At 60.6% G+C, this 21,077-nt stretch carries 19 protein-coding genes and 1 tRNA gene; 9 read left to right on the top strand and 11 right to left on the bottom strand.

The features are described from left to right. Positions 1 to 197 precede the first annotated feature (197 nt). On the bottom strand, positions 198 to 725 hold the full coding sequence (locus HMPREF2928_RS01265) for a nucleoside deaminase (protein ID WP_044141780.1): 528 nt from the start codon (positions 723 to 725) through the stop codon (positions 198 to 200). Positions 726 to 766: 41 nt separating this feature from the next. After that, positions 767 to 2,926 carry a RecQ family ATP-dependent DNA helicase gene (locus HMPREF2928_RS01260; protein WP_070687080.1) on the bottom strand — a complete coding sequence of 720 codons (2,160 nt, stop codon included), beginning with the start codon at positions 2,924 to 2,926 and terminating at the stop codon, positions 767 to 769. 337 nt (positions 2,927 to 3,263) lie between these two features. Between HMPREF2928_RS01260 and HMPREF2928_RS01255 the strand changes: the two genes are divergently transcribed. After that, entirely contained in the window at positions 3,264 to 3,920 is a 657-nt protein-coding gene (locus HMPREF2928_RS01255; protein ID WP_005507588.1) for a DedA family protein, read from the top strand. Between the two features lie 182 nt (positions 3,921 to 4,102). On the opposite strand, the gene HMPREF2928_RS01250 is transcribed toward HMPREF2928_RS01255, so the two are convergent. From HMPREF2928_RS01250 to HMPREF2928_RS01215, 8 genes are all read right to left on the bottom strand, one after another. Next, on the bottom strand, positions 4,103 to 4,633 hold the full coding sequence (locus HMPREF2928_RS01250) for a hypothetical protein (protein WP_141754933.1): 531 nt from the start codon (positions 4,631 to 4,633) through the stop codon (positions 4,103 to 4,105). A gap of 9 nt (positions 4,634 to 4,642) precedes the next feature. Next, positions 4,643 to 5,461, bottom strand: coding sequence for a multidrug ABC transporter permease (locus HMPREF2928_RS01245; RefSeq protein WP_070687076.1), 819 nt, complete (start codon positions 5,459 to 5,461; stop codon positions 4,643 to 4,645). 94 nt (positions 5,462 to 5,555) lie between these two features. Next, on the bottom strand, positions 5,556 to 7,244 hold the full coding sequence (locus tag HMPREF2928_RS01240) for an ABC transporter permease (RefSeq protein ID WP_070687073.1): 1,689 nt from the start codon (positions 7,242 to 7,244) through the stop codon (positions 5,556 to 5,558). Between the two features lie 85 nt (positions 7,245 to 7,329). After that, positions 7,330 to 7,923 carry a flagellar type III secretion system protein FlhB gene (locus HMPREF2928_RS01235; protein WP_005504401.1) on the bottom strand — a complete coding sequence of 198 codons (594 nt, stop codon included), beginning with the start codon at positions 7,921 to 7,923 and terminating at the stop codon, positions 7,330 to 7,332. Between the two features lie 110 nt (positions 7,924 to 8,033). Beyond that, positions 8,034 to 8,771, bottom strand: a complete 738-nt coding sequence (locus HMPREF2928_RS01230; protein ID WP_246823538.1) for an organic solvent tolerance protein OstA — start codon at positions 8,769 to 8,771, stop codon at positions 8,034 to 8,036. 252 nt (positions 8,772 to 9,023) lie between these two features. Continuing rightward, positions 9,024 to 9,689, bottom strand: coding sequence for an amino acid transporter (locus HMPREF2928_RS01225; protein WP_070687069.1), 666 nt, complete (start codon positions 9,687 to 9,689; stop codon positions 9,024 to 9,026). Position 9,690: 1 nt separating this feature from the next. Further along, entirely contained in the window at positions 9,691 to 10,200 is a 510-nt protein-coding gene (locus HMPREF2928_RS01220) for an asparaginase domain-containing protein (RefSeq protein ID WP_070832225.1), read from the bottom strand. Between the two features lie 169 nt (positions 10,201 to 10,369). After that, positions 10,370 to 10,442 (bottom strand) — tRNA-Lys (locus HMPREF2928_RS01215). A gap of 87 nt (positions 10,443 to 10,529) precedes the next feature. Between HMPREF2928_RS01215 and HMPREF2928_RS01210 the strand changes: the two genes are divergently transcribed. The 6 genes from HMPREF2928_RS01210 (at position 10,530) to HMPREF2928_RS01185 (ending at position 17,775) form a co-directional block, all read left to right on the top strand. Further along, positions 10,530 to 11,303, top strand: a complete 774-nt coding sequence (locus HMPREF2928_RS01210; protein WP_083311360.1) for a histone acetyltransferase — start codon at positions 10,530 to 10,532, stop codon at positions 11,301 to 11,303. A gap of 396 nt (positions 11,304 to 11,699) precedes the next feature. Continuing rightward, positions 11,700 to 12,317, top strand: a complete 618-nt coding sequence (locus tag HMPREF2928_RS01205; RefSeq protein WP_005504391.1) for a hypothetical protein — start codon at positions 11,700 to 11,702, stop codon at positions 12,315 to 12,317. Then, positions 12,317 to 13,351 (top strand): inorganic phosphate transporter, encoded by a 1,035-nt coding sequence (locus tag HMPREF2928_RS01200; protein WP_049340429.1) that lies wholly within the window; start codon positions 12,317 to 12,319, stop codon positions 13,349 to 13,351. The genes HMPREF2928_RS01205 and HMPREF2928_RS01200 overlap by 1 nt, the downstream gene beginning before the upstream one ends. Positions 13,352 to 13,492: 141 nt before the next feature. Next, positions 13,493 to 14,575, top strand: a complete 1,083-nt coding sequence (locus HMPREF2928_RS01195; protein WP_070642426.1) for a glycosyltransferase family 2 protein — start codon at positions 13,493 to 13,495, stop codon at positions 14,573 to 14,575. 2 nt (positions 14,576 to 14,577) lie between these two features. After that, the gene (locus HMPREF2928_RS01190; protein ID WP_070642413.1) at positions 14,578 to 16,305 is read left to right on the top strand and encodes a polysaccharide pyruvyl transferase family protein; all 1,728 of its coding nucleotides are present in this window, start codon (positions 14,578 to 14,580) and stop codon (positions 16,303 to 16,305) included. Positions 16,306 to 16,446: 141 nt separating this feature from the next. Continuing rightward, entirely contained in the window at positions 16,447 to 17,775 is a 1,329-nt protein-coding gene (locus tag HMPREF2928_RS01185; protein WP_070687066.1) for an FUSC family protein, read from the top strand. A 119-nt stretch (positions 17,776 to 17,894) separates the two neighbouring features. On the opposite strand, the gene radA is transcribed toward HMPREF2928_RS01185, so the two are convergent. Then, on the bottom strand, positions 17,895 to 19,328 hold the full coding sequence (gene radA, locus HMPREF2928_RS01180) for a DNA repair protein RadA (RefSeq protein ID WP_070687064.1): 1,434 nt from the start codon (positions 19,326 to 19,328) through the stop codon (positions 17,895 to 17,897). 208 nt (positions 19,329 to 19,536) lie between these two features. On the opposite strand from radA, the gene disA reads away from it, so the two are divergent. Next, entirely contained in the window at positions 19,537 to 20,613 is a 1,077-nt protein-coding gene (gene disA / locus HMPREF2928_RS01175; RefSeq protein ID WP_070687062.1) for a DNA integrity scanning diadenylate cyclase DisA, read from the top strand. Positions 20,614 to 20,767: 154 nt separating this feature from the next. Next, positions 20,768 to 21,007 (top strand): hypothetical protein, encoded by a 240-nt coding sequence (locus tag HMPREF2928_RS01170; protein WP_005507607.1) that lies wholly within the window; start codon positions 20,768 to 20,770, stop codon positions 21,005 to 21,007. Positions 21,008 to 21,077: the final 70 nt, after the last annotated feature.

Below are 21,077 nucleotides of genomic sequence, written 5' to 3'. Positions count from 1 at the left end.
CAATGCCTATATATGGTAGACCCGGTTATGTGTGATGTGGTGGGCTTTTCTTGAAAAACATGGGCCATTTTTGAAATTTTTGAAGTATTTTTCAAATAAATGGGGTTTTTCGTACAAATAACGCGAAAAGCCACGCATTCCCTGCGCGGCTTTTCACGTTATACAAACTATCTTTTAGGGGTGAGGCCTAGGGCAGGTCAGAGGCGGCGTTCCTTAAAGAAGTCCACCATCAGCTGCGCACACTCATCAGCACGCACCCCCGCATACACCTCGGGAGCGGGAGCAACCCTGCCGTCACGCAGTACATCGTAACGACTGCCAGCAGCCCCCGTCTTCTCCTCCCAAGCACCAAAAACCACCGTCGAAACGCGCGACGCCAGGATTGTGCCGGCACACATCAGGCACGGCTCAACCGTCACCACGAGCGTGCACCCGTCCAGGCGCCACTGACCACGATGCGCCGCCGCCTGACGAATCGCGTTCACCTCCGCATGGGCACTGGGATCATGCTCCCGCTCGCGGGTATTGCCTGCCGAACCAATAATGGCACCCTGCTCATCCACCACCACAGCACCGATAGGAATCTCGCCACGCTCACCTGCAGCGGCACCCTCGGCGAGGGCGCGGACCATCCACTCGCTGTGTTCGGGGCGAGCGGGAATATCGCTGAGCACAGCGGAAGAACCGTCTGTGACCGTCAATTTTGAATATTCCGAATATGACATACAACCTCGTCAGGGGAATAAATAAACGTTAATAGGCGCAACTAGTGGGTAGTAGCCAAAGAGAAAGGATACACCGCAGAAGCACCCGCCAGCCGCAGCTCACGCGCCACAACCGTAAATGCCCACCGCGAATCAACCACATCAGACACCAGCAGAACAGGGCACCGATGCTCACTCACATAGTCCAGAACCTCTGCAGGTACCCGGTACGAGCGCAGCACATCCGCACAGCGAAACGCGCTATTACCGCCAAAGAAACGCGGCTCCCCCACCAGAGACACCCGGCCCAAATCCACCAGACGACCCACCGACGCCAATCCCCTACCCAGGGACTGAGCCAAACGAGGACGCACCGGCGACGGCAGAGTCAACACCGCCACCGGACGACCCGCCTCAGCCCACTCCCAAGCGGCAAGCACCTTCACGCAGGCGCGACCCAGCTCGGCAGGAACCTCAGAATCAACCGGTTCACCCAGTTCATTCGTCGCCAGAAGCTCACGCAGACGAGTACCGTACCCCATGTCGCTCAGACGCGCCAAAGCGTAACCGGATTCAGCCTGCTCATCCTTAGACAAACGACCGCGCGGCGCATCCGCACCCATCAGCTGGTCCAGCCCGCTCGGCCACATACGGCGCGGTTGCAGGGGCACGCCCACCGTATTGAAGCTGCTCTGCGCCGCCTGCTGCGCCTCAGCGGGAACTTCAACCGGGTACCAGGGGCCCGCGCACACATCGCAACGGCCGCAAGCAGTCGCGGAAGCATCATCAAGCTGCTGAGCTAGGAAAAGCATACGGCACTGACTAGTACGTTCATACTCGAGCATGGCGTTCTGCTCCGCCACACGAGCCTGCGCCACCGCCGCGTAACGGGCACTATCGTACTGCCACGGCGAAGAAGTTCGGTGCCAATAGTTGCCTTCCTTCACGGCGGCACCCTCAACGTCCAGCACCTTCAGCAGAAGCTCCAGGGTGGAGCGGCGCAACTGAACGCGCGCCTCCAACGCGGTAATGCTCAACCCATCCGGGGACTGGGCGAGGGCATCCAGCACCGCCAGCGCCTGCTCCTCGTTAGGCATGGAGGCGGTCGCAAAATACTCCCAAATGGCGCGGTCTTCACGACCGGGCAGGAGCAGAACATCAGCGTTGACGGCACCTCGTCCGGCGCGGCCAATCTGCTGGTAGTAGCTCACCGCAGACGACGGCGCGCCCAGATGCACAACAAAACCCAAATCAGGCTTATCAAAACCCATACCGAGGGCACTCGTCGCAACAAGCGCCTTCACCCTGTTTTCCTTGAGTGCCTGCTCTGCAACCAGCCGCTCATCCGGGTCAGTTTTGCCGGTGTAGGCGAGCACCTCGTAGCCGCTGGCACGCAGAGCGTTTGCGGTATCTTCTGCCGCGGAGACAGTCAACGTGTAGATAATGCCCGAACCGGGCAGGCTATTCAGGTGCGTGAGCAACCAGCCGATGCGCTGCGCCTCATGAGGCAGGGTCAGAACGCCCAGGCGCAGGGACTCGCGGGACAGCGGACCGCGTAGCACATGCACGGGTGCGGTGGTATCAGTGCTGAGCTGTTCGGCGATATCGCGGCTAACACGGTCATTCGCGGTTGCGGTAGTCGCCAACACCGGCACACCCACCGGCAGAGACTTAATGAGCGGACCAATACGGCGGTAGTCGGGGCGGAAGTCATGGCCCCAGTCAGAAATACAGTGCGCCTCATCAATAACGAGTAGCCCCAGGCGCGGCAGCAGGTACGGCAGCCACTGCTCACGGAACGCCGGGTTATTGAGGCGTTCGGGGCCCACCAGGAGCACGTCGAGCTCGTTAGCTTCGAGGCGGGTGCGGATTTCATCCCATTCGGTGACGTTCGCGGAGTTCACCATGGCGGCGCGCACTCCCGCGCGGGATGCCGCCTCGACCTGATCACGCATGAGGGAAAGCAACGGGGAGACAATAAGAGCCGGGCCCATACCGCGGGCACGCAACAGCAGGGAAGAAATGAAATAGACTGCGGACTTACCCCAGCCGGTACGCTGCACGACGAGGGTGCGGGCGCGGTCGGCTACGAGGGCGCTAATCGCCTCGTACTGGCCGTCGTGGAACTCGGCATCAGCGACGCCGGTGAGGCGGCGCAACACTTCACGGGCTTCAGCATGCAGGAGATCGGCGGGGCTGGACGCTGGCTGTTCGGGGTTCATGGTTCTCTCCAACGGTGGGTGGTTGGGGCAATCGCTACGCCGCGACGCGCCGTGCTCTCTTTCCATCATGTCACACCCCGTATCCTCCGGCTCTGCGGATGGTCATTTCTTGGAGAGGCACGCGAGCGCCGCGTCACCTCCGGCTGTTTCGCCATGCGGGCGAGGAGATTTACGCCTCGCTCACCCGTGCATCCGGCGTAAATGCCGGTAGAATTGTGCCAGTAATACACAGCCTCCGCATAGTTTTGCACAATGTTCACCATAGGTACGCTTTCTATGCTAGTGTTACTCCGCCGCCGATCCGTGCGTGCGGTCCACTCACAGTTCAGGATTTTTCATGACTTTTCTTGCCACCGCTTTGGCGCATCTTCCGGTTGCGCTCTTGGGTCTCGACCTTGAGCAGTTCCTGCTCGATACCGGCCCCTGGGTTCTGGTAGTTTCGGCAATTATCGTATTTATTGAGTCCGGTGTTCTTTTCCCTGTTCTGCCGGGTGACTCCCTGATTTTTGCTCTGGGTATGCTGCATGAGCAGATGGGCCTGTCCCTGTGGGTTGCGTTCCCGGTCCTGGTGCTGGTTGCTATTGCTGGCGCTGAGGTTGGCTACCAGATTGGTGCCCGTTACGGCCGTAAGATCTTCAAGGATGACGCGAAGATTCTGAGCACCAAGAATCTGCACACTACTGAGGAGTTCTTCCAGAAGCGCGGTAGTTTGGCTCTGGTTCTGGGTCGTTTCGTGCCGATTGTTCGTACTTTTGTGTCTCTTGCGGCTGGTATTTCTTCGTACGACCGTAAGAAGTTCCACCTGTGGAATATCGTCGGTGCGGTTGCGTGGATTGGTTTGATTGGTCTGGCGGGTGTGCTGCTGGGCGGTATCCCGTTCGTGCACAACAACATTGAGTACATTGCTGTGATTATTGTGGCGGTTTCTGTGGTGCCGGTTATTATCGAGTACCTGCGTGGCCGTTCGAAGGCGAAGCAGGAATCTGCTGAGTAATACGTGAGTCCTTCTCGGCTCCTGAGCCGGGGATGAGAAAAGGTGGGGATACCGTCTGGTATCCCCACCCTTTCGCCTTTAGAAGTCCGACGGAAGAGGCGCAGAAATTTGCCACCCACAGCAAGCTCTGTTTGATGCTCACGCATCGGGCTCTATCACAGCCTTCTCACGCCAACAGGCCTTTAGTATGAGCCAGCCGCGTACGTGTACCGGCGCATACCGGGAGTGAACAGCAATACCGCGATCACCACCTGGCAGACAGTAGGCAGATTTACCAACGCAAGAACAAAGATGAAGTGCGCCAGCTCGGCGCCGCTCAGCGCCTGCACATCAACAGAGTTGAAGAGTATGACGGAACCAAAAATAGAAAAAAGACCGCCCAGCGCACCGAGAACACTCAAAATAATACTGACGATACGCGCCCAGTTACGCCTCAGCCAGAGGAACAACAGGGCAATGAGGGTCACCGCATCCATCAGGATAATTTTGACCAGCGCAGGAATCGTTACTTGCACCAGCGCCTCGGAATTCATGGAGGTGTGGTTCGACTCCAAAGCACTCACAGTAGACTGGGTTGCCCCAATCAGAATAACCAGCGCAGTAAGCACCGTTACCCATATCAGAGCAGCAGGGCGGCCGTTAGAACGCGGCTGATACGGCTGGTTCTGCTGATAGTGCGGGGCTAGCCCCGGAGATCCGTATTCTGACATCATTGTTCCTTTCTAGGTGCCCCATCCCGCGCTACGGTGCGGGGGTCGAGGGGTGTTTCCCCCTGATGAGGCGCTTTCGCCATCCTCATCATCAGCGAAAAGCTCTCGAAGTTCCGCCGGGACCTGACCGGCAGCCTGTCTCGTCTCAGACATCATCTGCTGGTGTTCTAGTGCACGTGCCCCGCTAACGATTTGTGTGTACATCCTAATAGGAGCACGAGTCAGTAGGACAATCATCAGGATGTAAAGAACGAGAGTAAAAACGCCGCTCGCGATACGCACCAGGCTGGACGCCGCAGCCGCTCTAGAGCTTAACCCCGAGAAATTATCCGCAAGAATAAGCACACCGCTAGCAGCCGCGAGAGCGCAGTAGATGATGGTAAGAATGCGCGCCCACTCGCGGCCATCCCAGATCTTCCAGAGAACAAAAATCGGGATGGCGGAGATGATGAGGGTAACCACCAAGGCAGAGAAGAGAACACTCACCACCATCTCAAAATCGATATACGACTGCCATGGGAGCATAACCGACAGAAAATTACTCAGGGTCCCCAACGCAATCATGGCGGTTGCACACCATATGACGCTGCGCATAGCCTGCGGGCGCTTCGGAATTACCTGCTCGGCGGAGACAGTCGCGGTGTAGTCGGCGGTCGCCTCCCGATAGCCGGTAGTGGCTTGCTCGGGGGCGCTGTCGCCGGGCGCGTTGTCCTCTGCCGCACTACTCTCCACCGTGCTATTTTCAGCCTCGTCGGAGGGCAACAGCACGCTGTACTCGGGAACCGTGTACTCCGGGTCATTCAACGGTTGCTTTGGGGTGCTTTCTGACATCATTGTTCCTTTCTGCTCTTCGCGCCCCGCCCCGCACGCTATAGCGCAGGGCGGGTGCAGAAGAGAGTTTCCCCATGAGGAGGGGCATCTTGCCCTAGTTGAGGCGGTAGCCTTCCTCGGTATACACGGAAGTATCCTTATAGCCGCGCTGTTCGCTGCGGGAGTTCCTCCGTGCATCCGTGCGGCGGGTCGTCTTGTACTGCTGCGCGGCCGCTTCTTCAGCCCGTCGGTTAGCTTCCTTCTCTTCCCAACGCGTCTGCTCTTCTTCTAGGTGAGCACGCGTTTCTGCGTCCTGATGCGCAACAATCCAACCGTCACCGGCGTTCACCTGTTCACGTGCTTCTATCCATGCCAACCTCGCGGTAGCCATAAACGACCTGGTGGGACGGCTAATGAGCAGCACAACTATCAGCAGGTAGAAGGCCGTAAGAAAAGCTCCCATAATGTCACTCACCACGATGGAAACTACGTAGTCTCTGGGTCGTGACGTTAACGATTCATCCGCCAGTCTGGAGAAATAATCAGCCGAGATGAAAGATTGCAAATGTAGCGCCCCAACAAAAACTATAAAAGCGCTACCGAAGAGGGTGAGGAAGTACGCCCATCTACGGCCCTTCCACAATCGGCGGAGGACAAAAATGGGTATGAGAGAGAAGATGAAGGTAGCAAATATGCCTGAAATGATGATGCCCGGCATATTTTCCATAACGCGGTCTGGCACCTCGTTATGGATAGATACATAGATACGTTGGATTGCGGACAGAATAATAATCGCTGTAGCGCACCACATGACGCCGCGTAGCGCCTTCGGGTGCGGCGGGAGCACCACCTTAGGCGCGGCAGGCGCGGCAGAGCCAGCAGTAGCCTTCTCGCCCCTGTGTGCTTGCTCGTGGAGCTTACCCGCCTCACCAGCGGAGGCGCCGCCAAGATTGGGCTTTACACCCGCTTTCTGGGCGCGCTGAACCTGCTGTATCTCATCCAGCAGGCGGTTCTTCTCCACCGGATCATTCGAGAGCGCATAATCGGCAGAAAGCTCACGCAACAGCTGCTCGGTAGAGTCCTTGACCGGGCCTTCTTCCTTCTCAAGCTGACGAAGAACATCCTCGCGAGTCAGCTCTTCTTCGTCCTCAGCACCCGAGGTGCTTTCCTCGATAGCCCTCATCTGTTTCCGAATCACCGCAAAGCTCGGAACCGTGCCCACAGCCGGGCGAGTCAGCAGAAACAGGAGAACAGCGCTACCCGCCATAATGACCGCAACCAGAACCTGCGTCACGATAGACGAAGCGGCAGCAGGATGCGAAGCCGGATCCAGAGCAGTAAACGCAGGGAAAAGCACCTGAGACATACCAAAAACACCCGCGAAAGAGAGCACACCGCTCACACAGCACAGCAGCAGGTACAGCATCGTCAGGCGGCGCGGATTAATGTACCCGTCTTTGACCCACCCCAGAACAATCCAGAGGACCGGCACCACAATGACGGCGTCAGGAAGAACCTTCGGCAGGGCATAACTAAGGAACGAGCCAATGTTCAAACTACGACCCGCAGTAACAAGAATCTGGTACGCATCCAGGAGGAAATACACCAGGATGAGCGTCATACCGATGGAATAGGCTTTACCAAGAATCGCCAGTCCCCGGTTAAATTCCTGCTCCTTATCGCCAACTATGCCAAGGTTTCTTTTCGCCTCTTCAAACGCCGCCCGCTCATCATATGTGCGCTTCGCGGCGCCGGGGCTAGTCTGCGATGAGGATTCGTGCGCAGGTTCGGAAGTAGGGTGCACGAGTCGTCCTAACTGTGGTTGGGTGAATAAAATTATCGGTGAGCCGCTGACCTGTGTCTCACAGTGCCCGCGGCAAGAAATGAGGCTAAATCAGGTAATCCTCGCTACGGCGCACACGCCAATCACGGCGTGCCTCCATATAAGAACGCGACTGACGCGACCACACCAACGCCAACGCCACAACACACACCAGCATGTACGGACCCGCAATATACACCGGCGTGTACAGCGGCGAAGCGCTACTGAGCAGCAGCTCAACATCCTGGCTCGGCGCACCATTCAACGTGCCCAGAAGAGCCGCCACAGTCAGCATAATCAGCAAAGAAGCCAAAACACCCAACGCCAACGCCACCGACAGCACCAACGCCGCCCACCGGTAACCACGCAGATACGCCACCGTGCAGAAACCATGCAGGGTCACGTTACCGAACGCGCTGACCATCAGGAAAAGCACCGGATAGTACGCCTGCGCATCCACCAGCGACTGGGCGCGCCAGGTCGAAAAATGCGACAAATGGGTAGTCGCATAGGAGACGCCGGTGTATGCAATCAGCGCCAGCCAGCCCACAGCAATAACAAGCAGAACCCAACCCGCCACAGACACGAGAGTGGGGGTGGCGGGCTTCGTAGGATGCGTGGTGTTCGGAGCGGATGGCGGAGAGGACTCGACGGCGGACATAGCTGAATCTTTCGGATATCGGCTGATAGTGTGCGGAAAACGTATGAGCGAGTGTGTGATGTGAGTGTGGGCGGCGGCGCGGCGTTCGTCTACCGCGCCGCCTCAAAACTTTAGGCAGAAGTGGACGGATCAACCGTCGCAGAAATACTGTCAGGTAGCGACGGAGAATCTACCTGGTTCGCCATCGCAATTCGCAAGTTATTGAAGCGGTAAATGGTCAGCAACGATAAACCGACCTCGCTCAACCAGACTAGGCCCAAGACAACAAGTATCAGCAGGGGGTCAAGCCCCATCGAAACCCCAGCCCAGTCGAGCATCAGCAGCAGGAACGTAATCGGTGAAAGCACCAGCCCCACCGCAACAAACCCAATCAGGGAGCAGATAGCCCAAACGCTATACACGGAGGCGTCCGTCGAATCATTCGGAGGGCGCATCAGCGGCCACATCTGAACCACCAGGTAAAGCGCCGCCACAAAACCAAAGCAAATCGCCAACGGCTGCGTGTACTGAGAAATAATGAGCCCTTCGACCAGGGTCAAAATACTCAAAATAACGGCGCGGACTAGGAGGTTCTTCTTGAGCTTCTGCTTGCGCTCCTTCACCTCATCAGCGGTGTAAGTGCGCAGAAAAGCGGGCAACTGACCCTGCCCCGGGAACGGCGGTAGAGGACCCGTCGGATGCGTACGCACCACAATTGGCGGGTTCGTACCATCCTGAATGATGACGGTAGAAGTCGCCGAAATAACCGGATGCGAACCAGTCACCACCGGCGGCACGTTCAGCGGAACGGACACCTCCGGCGTAGCAGGAGTCACGTGACGGATAGGCGCCTGAAAGCGGGTCTGCATACTGATATCTTCATCCGGGTGTTCTGCGGATGAAGCAGCATCTGTGTTCAGATGTGTAGCGCCCATGGGTGACCTCCTGGCAGGTGCTGGTCGTGTTTCTGTCTCTACCGTATCACGCGTACTTTAAGGGAATCTGAGCAGTAGCTGGGCGTCGCGGGGAGCGTGTCACACCGCCGCTTATCGCCTCGTTATCACCCCGTCGGAGGCGCGGATACGCGGGGTAGAATCCCCGCCCGCCGGGGCGCGTTAGCCCTACTCCGCTACCTGCGAAGCCTCCGCGTTCGGGTCCTCTGCATGCTGCTGTTCTGCGTTCCGCTGTTCTTCCTCTTGCTTCTTCTGCGTCAGACGCAAGCTCCTACGAACCGCCAAACTATAGAACAGCGAGAACAGAACCTCCAACGCGAACGACGCCATGACCGTCAGCAAGCTCACCGTGTAGAACACGCCCACACGGTCCAGCAGCGTCTGCGGACCCTGCACCGTCACAAGCGCATAGGCAAAGAACGCCGTCATAATCGCCGCCGCGACCCCGGACGCTGCATTCGCCAGCAACACCAACTTCACCGAACGGTTCGCCCGGTAAATCATGGCAACCCACATATGCATCACCAGATAGACCAGCGGCACCGCACCAATCGGGAAAAGCGTGACGCGAATGAAGTAATAAACAGTAATCAGCGAGGGTACGACCAGCAGCAGCACACGCACCAGGTACAGGTTCTTAGCCGGCAGCGGGTAATCACTGGTGACATTCCAGAACTCATCAGCCTGCTGCTCCAGCTCATCCATAGCCTGCAGCTGCATAAGCTGCGCCTGCGACATATGCTCCTGCGGCACAAGATCCGAGGAACCCTCCACCTGCGCAAGTTCGGCGGCAGAAGCCGGTTCGCCCCTCCGCATACGAGCGGAATCAGCCATACTAGCCCTCAAAAATGCCGCGCGAACGGTCCTTACGCACGCTCTCAGCCGGGAAAATACGGCCGCTCATGCTGATGTACACGCCCGGCTCCAGCAGATTCAGGGCGGCAATAGCGGCACCCAGGTTGAAACCTGCATCCGAACGAGCCATCACGGCGGGCTGCATCGCACCGGTCAGCACCACAACCTTATCGCCCAGGTCGGCGTGCTCCACCAGGTAGCGGGCGGTCTCCGGCATGGTGTCGGTACCGTGAGTGATGAGCACCTGGTCGTTAGTGACAGCGTTCAGCGCCTCGGTCAGCTCGGCACGATCCTCATCGGTCATGTCCAGGCTGTCCTTGCCAATCAGCGGGCGAATATCAAAACGGATATCAGTAATCACGCGGTCCAGCAGGTCCTTAGCGGCAGGCTCACCAATATCCATGGTGCCCGCCACCGAATAGAACTTATCGATTGTGCCGCCAGTGGCAAGAATCGTGATTTCTTCAGGGTTCTTAATGGTGACGCTCACGGGTTTCCTCATCTTTTCGGGTCAACGTACACAAATCAAAAACTGCCAGGCCAACCCGGCAGGACACGCCCCACCACACGGAATCAACACGGGGTAAAACCCCGCACACGAGGGTGAAGACGCAAAAACCCGCCGACCCCCGCAAAGCGGGAGGCGACGGGTCGGCTAGTGCGCCCTGTGGGGCTCGAACCCACGACCTGCGGATTAAAAGTCCGTAGCTCTACCGACTGAGCTAAAGGCGCTCCTATCCACACAAAACTGAAAGTGTGCAGATAGAAATACTATACACTACCGGCCCCCAACCAATGAACGGTACACTGGGAAATCCTATGTCTACACCCGCATCATCAACCGGCGCCTCCTGGCGCACCCGACACCGCACCCACCACCGCCCCGTCCTCTACTCCGCCGAGAAATTTGAACGCCACGAAGGCGGCATGGACCCCGCCGCACGCGAAGAGGCGGCGCACGCCTCCGCACGCATCCTGCTGATGCGCGGACGCGGCACCGACGAACAGATGACCGAGCGGCTCGTCAGCTTCACCGACGACTACGGTATTGAGACGCTCGCCGAACTCTGGTCGCACGCGAGCGCCCACTCCCTGCCGGGTGCGCTGTGGCGCATGTACTGGCTGCGGGACGTGGTGCATCGTTCGCCGCGCGGGGTGAGCCGCGCTTTTGAGCTGGGCATGGCGGAGGATTACCGTTCGCACGTGGTGGCGGGTGTTCCCGACCCGCCGAGTGCCGATGAGGTGGTCCGCACGATTGATGAGATTCTGGCGGGCCTGTACACCGGCGATATGGACATTGCGATGGAACGTTGCGCCGCGTTTGCGCACGTGGTGGCGTTGGGTATTCGCACCGATTATGCGCGCTCTGCCGGGCAGGATGGTGCGGTTCCGGGCAGCCACGAGGTGAAGCGTGAGGCGGTGGAGCGTCGTGCTCGTCTGCCGCGTCAGGCTCAGCAGATGGAGCAGATCGCGCACGATTTGGAGGCGGTCGCCGCCCAGCTGCGCGCCGTTGAGGCTGGTCAGCAGGCTAACGGGGGTTCCGGGGCTGATTCTGCGCAGGAAAAATCGCAGACCAACCTCGAAGCATTCTAGTCTTATGCAACGTTTGGGCGCCTAAAAATGCGGGTTCGTGCCGCGAATTGGCACAGGTTCCACATTGGGCCGCAAAGGCCTGAAAAGCCTGTTTCTAATTGACTCTGCGCCGGGTGCGGGTGGATAATAATTACAAGATGTCGGGTTGCTAATAGGTAGCCCCGGGCTCCAAATCTTTAGCCGCTTCGAGCGGCCTTCCGCCGAGAGGCGCTCCCAACCCGACATCCCTAAACGTTCCGGTGGGGGTCGAGAAATCGACCCCCACCGTTTTTTGCTTAAAACCCCGTCTAGAAGCCGCCGTCAGCCCGACGCAGTTGTGTCTGAAGCTCGAGCGCTCGTGAGATGCGCGCGGGCTATGCGCACCCGCAGCCCCCAATACTGGTTAGACTGGGAACTATGCTGCACCGACTTTTCCCCCACGCCAACGAATCCCTCGCCTCCCTCGCTGAAATTTCAGCGCAGGTCGGTGAGGCGGCGGCATTGCTCTCTGAAATGGTCGGCTCCCCCGTCGCGGAGTACCCCGAACTCTTCGAACGCATGCTCACCCACGAGGCGGACTCCACGAACCTGCTGTTCCGCACCCTCACCGAGGTGCGCAGCTCCTTCTCCCCGCCGATTCCGCGTGAAGACCTGTACACGCTGGCACGCAAGCTCACCAACGCTGTTGAGAAGCTCACCAGCGCCGCGCACGTGCTGTCCCTGCACAGCATTGACGGCTTCGCCACGCACATCACCTCAATCCTGGACATCATTCAGCGTCAGGCGGTGCTGACCGCCGCCGTCATCCCCAAGCTTGCTGATATTCGCGGCCTCGACAACTACTGGATGGACATGCTGCGCATCTCCCGCCAGGCGCTACGCACCGCCGAAGAGTACGACGCGTACATTGCCGAACGCTACACCCCCGAACGGTACCGCCGCTACGCCACCTTCCTGGCGCAGCTGACCGCCGCCTCCAACGCTATGCGTGATGTGTCTGCCGAGATCGGCCGCATTATCGTTCAGGAATCCTAATGTTCCTGGGTCTTCTAGCCTGCTGCGCCTTCATTGCCGCGGTCTACGTTACCGGTGTGCACGACGCCTCCAACTCCGTCGCTGTTCCGGTGCGTACCCGCGCCCTTGGCGAACGCTCCGCCCTGTACCTTGCCGCGCTCTTCAACGTGCTCGGTGTAATCGGTGCGTTTCTGCTGCTCGGTGAGTATTCCGCCTCGTGGGTGAGTGCCCCGGAAGGCACCACCGGCCTGAACGGCATCATTGCGGCGCTACTCGTCTGCGCTATTTGGGGTGTGCTCACCTGGTTTCTGCGGTTGCCGTCCTCCTCGACTCACGCACTGGTCGGTGCCCTCGCCGGCGTGAGCTGGTGGACCCAGACGAGGAGTGACAGCGCCGCTGAAGGCTTTGGTTCTCTCGCCTTCCTGCCGCATATTTTTGGGGCGACCCTGCTGCCGCTCTTTTACCTGCCGCCGCTCATTTTTCTGCTGTCCTGGCTGATGGTGGTGCCGTTCTACCGGCTGGTGGTCGGCCACAACCCGCGCCTGGTGAATCAGCATGCCCGCGAGGTGCTGGCGGTGTCTGCCTCCGCAATTTCGCTGCTACACGGCTTGCAGACCGGCTACCTGTACCTGCTGCTGTGGGCGCTACTGAGCGAACGCATCATGGATCCGGCGCTGATTCAGTCCCTCACCTGGGGCGGGATGCTGCTGGGCACCATCATTATTGCCCTCAGCCTGGGTGCCGGTACGCTGACCGGTGGCCGCCGCATCGGCTACACCTTCGCCTACAAGATGGTGCGCCTAGACCCGTTCCGTGGTGCGGTCGCTCAGGGTACCACCGCTGTGGTGCAGGTAATCGGCTACTTCCTGCTGCAGGTGCCGTTCTCCTCCTCGCACCTGGCAACGGCATCGGCGCTCGGCGCGGGCGTGAATCAGCGTTTTAACGCGTTGAAGTCCAGGATTGTTCTGCAGATTCTTCTGGTGTGGCTGGTGACCATTCCGGCGTGCTTTGTGTTCGGAGTGCTGGCGATGGTGGCTCTACAGTCCATCCACTAGATTTTAGGGGCGGTGCATGCCCCTGCATGCTCACTGTCGCGGGTTAGCCGGGCGGCGGGTTGAGTCTGAACGGTGCACACCCTCATAATGGTTGAGTTCTTGGGCTGGCACGGGCCCATTCACCCTCGACTGATTGTGGTTATGTCTTCTCCTACCGTAGCTATTCTGGTCCGTACAAAGGACCGCCCCCGCTTCTTGAGCCGCGCGCTGGAGAATATTGCGCAGCAGACCTTCACCGACTACACGGTCTGCGTGATTAACGACGGAGGCGACGAGCAGGCAACCCGCGCCGTCATTGAGGCTTCCCCGCTGGGTTTGCTGGGTTCTAACGCGCAGGATTCCAGCCGCGTGCAGCTGCTGACCACCGCTGGCGGCAACATGGAGGCGGCATCCAACGCCGGTTTGGCGGCGACCACCTCCGAATACGTGGCGATTCACGATGACGACGACCTGTGGGCACCCGAGTTCCTGGAGCGCACCGTCGCGGCGCTGGAAGAGAGCGGCGCGCTCATGTGCACCACCCGCGTTGTGGAGCGGTACGAACGTGAGAACGCCGACGGCGAGTTCGAGGTGTACGAGGAGCGTATTTTCCACGACGGCCTGCCCGGCATGGGTTTGCAGTTCCTCTTCCGCACGAACCGTGCCGTGCCAATCGGTATTCTCTACCGCCGCAGCCTACACGAGCTGGTCGGTTTCTACGACGAGTCCCTGCCGGTGGTCGGCGACTGGGAGTTCAACATGCGTGCCGCCTCCGTTGCGGATATTCTGCTGGTGGATGAGCCGCTGGCGTACTGGTCGCTACGCCCCGACGCAGAAGGTGCTGAGGCAAATAGCGTGAAGCGTCAGGCTGATCATGCCCGCTTCGATTCGTTGGTGCGTGCCCGCGCTATCCGCGAGGATCTGCAGGCGGGTGCCCGACCCGGTGCGTACCTGTATCAGGCGCATTTGGCGGCTGACCTGGAGCGTCGCGTGATTGACGGGCACGATCTGACCCGCGAATCCCTAGATATTCTGCGCTCTATTGAGAGCCGCCTGGAACGTATCGAGGCCCGTCAGCAGGCTATTGAGAACCGCCAGCAGGCTATTGAGGAGCGTCTGCGGGTTCTGAAGCACCTGCGCACCCCGGGCCGCGCGCTGCGTTCCTTGGCGAAGCGTTCCCTCAATCAGCGTTCTCAGGCTCGTCGCGGTACTGAGACTGGTTCTACCGGTGAGAAGGACGCATAGCCGTGGCAGAGAACAATCATTCTTCTACAGCGCTGCCCGCTACTGAAGCACCGCACTTTAATGAAGCACCGCGCGTACTCGTCATCGGCGATATCGGCCAGCACACCTACCACGTGGGCGACGAAGCCATGACCATTGCGAGCGCCCAGGCGCTTTCCGAAGGTGGCGCGGCGGTCACCCTCATGACCCGCGATGTGGGCCATTCGGCGCGCTATATCGGCGCGGCTGCTCATGAGGCGGGCGCACCCTACGAGTACCTGCCGTTCTTCCTCTTCCCCTGGGCACCGGCTGAACGCGAGCTGACCCTCGCGGCGCTCGAGAGTATCCTGGTGGAGCTGCACGCCAACCGGGAGCGCCCCTCCACCGCCGAGCTGGTGGCGTTACCGCAGGTGCAGGCGCTGCCCGAGGTGTTGCATCCGCTGGAGCAGACCGTTGAGCGCATGGTGGAGTTCGCGGACTCCATCGCCGCAATGGATGCGATCGTGGTCTCCGGCGGCGGTAACCTCAACTCCCGTTACGGTTGGCTGCTCTACGAACGTGCCGCCGCGGTGCGTGCCGCCGAGCATGCGGGCGTGCCCGTGTACGTGACCGGTCAGTCCCTGGGCCCGGTCCTCAGCCCCGAGGACGCGCAGGTTCTAGAGCGCATGCTGCGCACCGCCCGCTCGGTGACGGTGCGTGAACGTTCTTCCCTCGCTTGGTGCCGTGAGCGGGGTATTGACGCGCGCCTGAGCGTGGACGACGCCACCGACTACCCGGTGGCTTCCCCAGCGCGTACCCTGCACTATGCGGAGGGTATTTCTGCAGGTCAGGCGCTTGATGAGCTGCCGGAGCACTACGTCTGCGTAACCGTCAACGAATGCACCAACCAGCAGGCGCAGCAGATTGCGCGCCTACTCGACGGCATGTGGCGCGAGCACGGCTACGCCCCCGTGTTCCTGAGCCACTACGGTGACCCGCAGGACCCGACCAACGGCGATATTCAGGCGCACCAGCGCATCGCCGAGCAGCTCAGTCCCTCCACCCCGGCGACCCTGCTACCGATTCTGCACGCCGACCAGAGCGTCACCGTGCACCGTGGCGCGGCGTTCACGCTGACCAGCCGCTACCACCCGGCGGTGTTCTCCGCCGCGGCGGGTATTCCCGTGCTCGCCCTCGTGCCGGACGCCTTCACGCAGATGCGCGTGGGCGGTGCCCTGCGTCAGTACGGGCTGGGCGAGTTCACCCTGCCGCTGGGCATGCTCGCCGGTGGCGTTCCCGAGCTGATGGTTGCCGCCGCCCTGCGGCACGCGGCAGTGGCATCGGATGCACGCCGCACCGAGCTGCTGGAGGCTCTGCGAGCCGAGCGTGCCTACCTGCTCGCACAGATTCTTGGCTCTGGGAAATGTACGGCCCCCGCACCCTTCCCTGCCTCAGAGCAAACCCCGGCTCTCCCCGAGCCGCTGGGTGCGACCGTCCGCGCCGCCCGCGATCTTTTTACCGAAACCTCCCTCACCGCGGGTTTCGAGTGGGCAATGTCTGACCGGGCGCACTCCTGGGATGCCGAGCACCGTCGGCAGCTCGAACGTGCCCGCGCAATCGGCGGCGGGTACAGCGCGCACGGTATTCACGGGGCACACGGTGCAGAACAGATGCGCCCCGTCACCGTTGATGCTGATTCTGAATCACCCGCCGAGACGCACCCCGCCCGGCAGGGTCTGCTGGCGAAGGTAGCGCGGCGCCTCCGCGGCTAGATTCGCGGCTGAGCCCTTGAGCTAAAGTTTCCGCGCGAAAAACCACCCAAGCCAGGGTGCTATGCGGGGTCCGGGGCGCGGGGTCTCTCACACTTCAACCCAACACTCCCCTACCCCCTTGTACACGGCACACGCGCCGGTATGATGGTTCCCATGGCACGATTCGCAGAGATTCTACGCACTACTGAACAGAACACCCGGCAGTTCATTCATGAGGGTATTCACCGAGTCCGAGCAGACTTCTTTCAGTCTGTGCAGATTGTTGCGGCGTCTATGGGCGCTTGGCTTTTCGCTGAGCACATCCTGGGCCACCAGGAACCCATTTTCGCGCCGGTTGCCGCCCTCGTATCCCTCGGCTATGTAAGCGGTGCTAAGCATTCCCGCCGAATCCTTGAGGTCTCCTTCGGCGTGACCCTCGGCATTCTCATTGGCGACCTTCTGCTGATTCTGCTCGGTCACGGCACCTGGCAGGCGGCAGTGGTGCTTTTCTTGACCGTGATTATTGCCCGATTTATTGATAAGGGCATTATTTTTACGATTCAGCTCAGCTTCCAGGCCTGTTTCACGTTGCTGCTGCCCGTACCTGACGATGCGTTCACCCGCAGTTTCGACGGTATCGTTGGTGGCGCCTTTGCATTCCTCGCCATGTACCTGATGCCGCGTGACCCGCGTAAGAACCCGCGTGCCCGCGCACAGGCCCTCATGGATGCGTTCGCGAAGGTTTTCCAGCTCTCCTCCGAGGCAATCCGTTACTACGATTACAACAAGGCGTACCAGAGTCTGCTCGATGCGCGCGCCCTGCAGCCGCTCTACGATGCGTGCCGCGGCGACCTGATTACCGCGCAGGGCATGAGCGAGCTGTCGTGGAATAGCCGCAAGAGCAAGGGCGAGCTGGCGCGCATGGCGAAGACCCTCGCCGCGGTGGATTTGGCGATTCGTAACGACCGCGTGCTCAACCGCCGCATGGCGTCCACGATTCACCACGTGCAGTTGCGTACTGCCGCACAGCTTTCGCTCAGTGACGCGCTGACCGAGCTGTCTTTGGCGGCGCAGAGCCTCGGCCTGGGTATGTCTGCCCCGACGGAAGGCGAACGCGAGCACTACATGATGGCGGCACGCGAGCGCATGATTAAGCTTGCCGGCACCCTCGAGCCGCGCACCATGGGTGTGGCAACTTTTGAGGGCGAGTCGCTGGTGCTGATGCTCCGCCTAATTGTGGTCGACTTTTTGGAGGCAACCGGTATGTCCCACAAGGACGCCGTAGCGGTTCTGGTGCCCCTGGGTGAGGCGGTCACCAAACATGCACCGCGTACCTCGGCAATCCCGATTGTTGACGCTGACATGGATGACTCCATGGTGGTTGACGACGTGACCGATAGCGCGGTGAACACCCACCGCACGAACAAGCTCAACACCCGCTCGATCAACATCATGTTGCACGAGAACGAGGAAGAGAGCCGCTCCTCCTAGCGGGGTTCTAGCGGGGTCAGTGGCAACCGTCAAGACACAGCGGAGGGGCTCCCGGCCGGCATTCACGCCAGCCGGGAGCCCCCTCCTCTGCTATCTCTATGCTGTTGATGCGCGGGCGGCTACTTCTGCGGGAAGAGCAGCGCGAGCGCCTCGCCCAGGGTGGTTACCTCACGCACGGTCACGCCCTCGGGCACGTCTCCCACGCCGGTCGGGGAGGCGGGCACCAGCACGTGCGTGAAGCCCAGGCGGCCCACCTCCGCAATGCGCTGGCGGATGCCCGGCACGGCGCGCACTTCACCGGCCAGGCCGACCTCGCCGAAGACCGCGAGTTTGCGCGGTAGCGGCTTATTCTGCGCCGCCGAGGCAAGCGCCATGACGCACGCCAGGTCTGCGGCGGGCTCGGCAATTTTTGCACCGCCCACCGTGGATACGTAGCAGTCGAGCTTACCCACGTTCAGCCCGGCGCGGCGCTGCAGCACCGCCAACAGCATCTGGATACGCGCTGAATCCAGGCCCGAAACGGTACGGCGCGGGGCGGGTGCCACCGCCTGATCCAGCAGTGCCTGTACCTCCGCGAGCAGGGGGCGGCGGCCCTCCATCGTGACGGTCACGCAGGTGCCCGCCACCGGGTGCGGGGTACTTGAAACGAACATGCCGGAGGGGTCCAGCACCGGTGCGATGCCGTCCTCGTGCATGTCGAAGCAGCCCACCTCGTCGGTGGGTCCGAAGCGGTTCTTAATCGCGCGTAGCATGCGGATATTCGAGTGCTTATCGCCCTCGAACTGGCAGACCACGTCCACCAGGTGCTCAAGCAGGCGCGGGCCCGCGATGGTGCCTTCCTTAGTCACGTGACCCACGAGCAGGGTGCACATATTGCGTTCCTTAGCCGCGGCAATCACGGAGGCGGCAACCTCACGCACCTGGGTCACGCCGCCGGCGCTACCCTCAACTTCCGCGGAGGCGAGGGTCTGCACCGAGTCAATGACCAGCAGGGAGGGGTTGACCTGCTCAATATGCGCCAGGGCGGTGCCGAGGTCGGTTTCGCTGGTCAGGTAGAGGGTGTCCGCGATGGCGCCGATGCGGTCGGCGCGGAGTTTGACCTGCGCGGCGGATTCCTCGCCGGTGATGTACAGGACCGGGCGCGGCGGCTGGGGTGCGATATTCTGCGCCCCCTGCTGTCCCGCAATCCCGGCGGTGCCGCGCGCGAAGGTGGCGGCGACATCCAGCAGCAGGGTGGATTTGCCCACGCCGGGTTCGCCCGCCATGAGGATGACCGCGCCGGGTACGAGTCCACCACCGAGCACACGATCAAATTCGGGGTTTCCGGTGCTCATGTAGGCGGCTACGCGCGAGTCGACTTCTGCAATGGGCTGGGCGGGTTTCTGCACGCTGGATGCGGCGCGGGTGCGCGCACGGGTGCCCCCGGCGGCTTCTTCGACGGTGCCCCAGGTTTGGCATTCGCCGCAGCGGCCTACCCATTTGGCGGTGGTCCAGCCGCATTCGGTGCAGCGGTAGGCGGGTGCGGTTTTGGGGTTTTTCGTGCGCGCGGTCATGGGTCTATTTTAGGGTCTGGGGCGATATGGTGCGCGGTGTTTAGTCACGGCGAAAAGGGGTACCGCAGAACACACTTTTACCCTTAAATGCAGATAGTTTCACCTCGTGCACTCCCGTATAAATATCGAGAATATCCGTTCGCTTTTGAGGCACTTTAGCCCGCCGTTCCGCCCCTGACCTGGCTCAATAACCACCCTTACAGGTACAATGTTTTTTGTGCAGATGAATTATAGTGACCTATTGCTTAAAACTATCGCCCGAATCGCCCCCGGCACCGAGCTCCGCGAGGGCCTGGAACGCATCATGCGTGGCCGTACGGGCGCGCTCATCGTACTCGGATCCGACCGCACCGTATCCTCCCTGTCTTCGGGCGGTTTCAACATCGACACCGAGTTCTCGGCAACCCGCCTGCGCGAGCTGGCAAAGATGGATGGCGCTATCATCTGCGACCGCGACGCCACCCGCCTGTTGCACGCCGGCGTGCAGCTCATGCCGGACGCCTCCATTGAGACGAACGAGTCCGGCACCCGCCACCGCACCGCCGAACGCACCGCGATTCAGACCGGTTTCCCGGTGATTTCGGTGAGCGCGTCGATGTCCGTGATTTCGGTGTACGTTGACGGCACCCGCTACATGGTTGAGGACAGCCAGTACCTGATGGCCCGCGCAAACCAGGCGATTCAGACCCTTGAAAGCTATAAGAAGCGTCTGCGTTCGGTGCTCTCCTCACTCTCGGCCCTGGAGATTGAGTCCAACGTGTCCCTGGCGGATGTGGCGATGACCCTTCAGCGTATGGAGATGGTGAACCGCATTATCCGCGAGGTCAGCCACTACGTGCTGGAGCTCGGCGTGCACGGCCGCCTGATTGCCCTGCAGCTGGAGGAGCTGCGCGCCCCCGAGATGACCGCCAGCGATCTGATTCTGCGCGACTATCTGCCCGAGACGAATGACGAGCTGATCGCCGCCGGCGTTGAGGCGCTTCAGAACCTGGACGATATGGCTATCGTGGATCTGCGCACGATTGCCCGCACTGTCGGCTTTGGCGAGAACCCCGACCTGGAGTTCCCCCTGCAGCCTCGCGGTTTCCGTCTGCTCGCCGGTATTCCGAGCATCCCGAACGCTATTTCTGAGCGTCTGGTGGAGCGCTTCGGCAGCCTGCAGGCTCTGATGGCGGCATCCCTTGAGGATTTGCGCGCCGTGGACGGTGTGGGTGAGGCTCGTGCCCGCACGGTGCGCGAGCAGCTCTCCCGCATGGCGGAGAGCAGCCTGGAGAAGTACCTCTAACAAAAGCTCATACGAGAAGCCCCCGCGCCGGAGACTATCTGGCACGGCGGCCTTTTCCTGCCTCACAAGAACCTTTTGCATTATGATGTAGTGACAGCGGAGTTCCCTCCGCACCCTGGTGCCTCAAGCATCATGACACCCCTTGGAGGTCACAATGTCGTACTCACGAGCTAAGTATCCGTCGGCTAAGCGCCCCGTCCCGTTCTTCGTGTGGGCGTCCCCCATTCTGTTCCTGATTTACCTGCCGTTGCTGTGGTTCAAGGTCATCCCCAATTCCTTTGAGGTGACCGACCTGTCCACCCTGCTGTTGGCGGCACTGCAGTGGACCGCATTCGGTAGCCTGCTCGGGTACCTGGGTGAGCGCCGCTTCGCCAAGCCGCGCGCCTCCAAATAGTGCCACGCAATAGACCTATACAAAAAGCCCCCGTGCCGGAGTGAACTGCGCCCCGAAACTTGGACGCATT

It is taken from the genome of Rothia sp. HMSC072B04 (assembly GCF_001813725.1).
GTDB lineage: Bacteria > Actinomycetota > Actinomycetes > Actinomycetales > Micrococcaceae > Rothia > Rothia mucilaginosa.
This window is presented reverse-complemented; position numbering and strand designations above follow the sequence as displayed.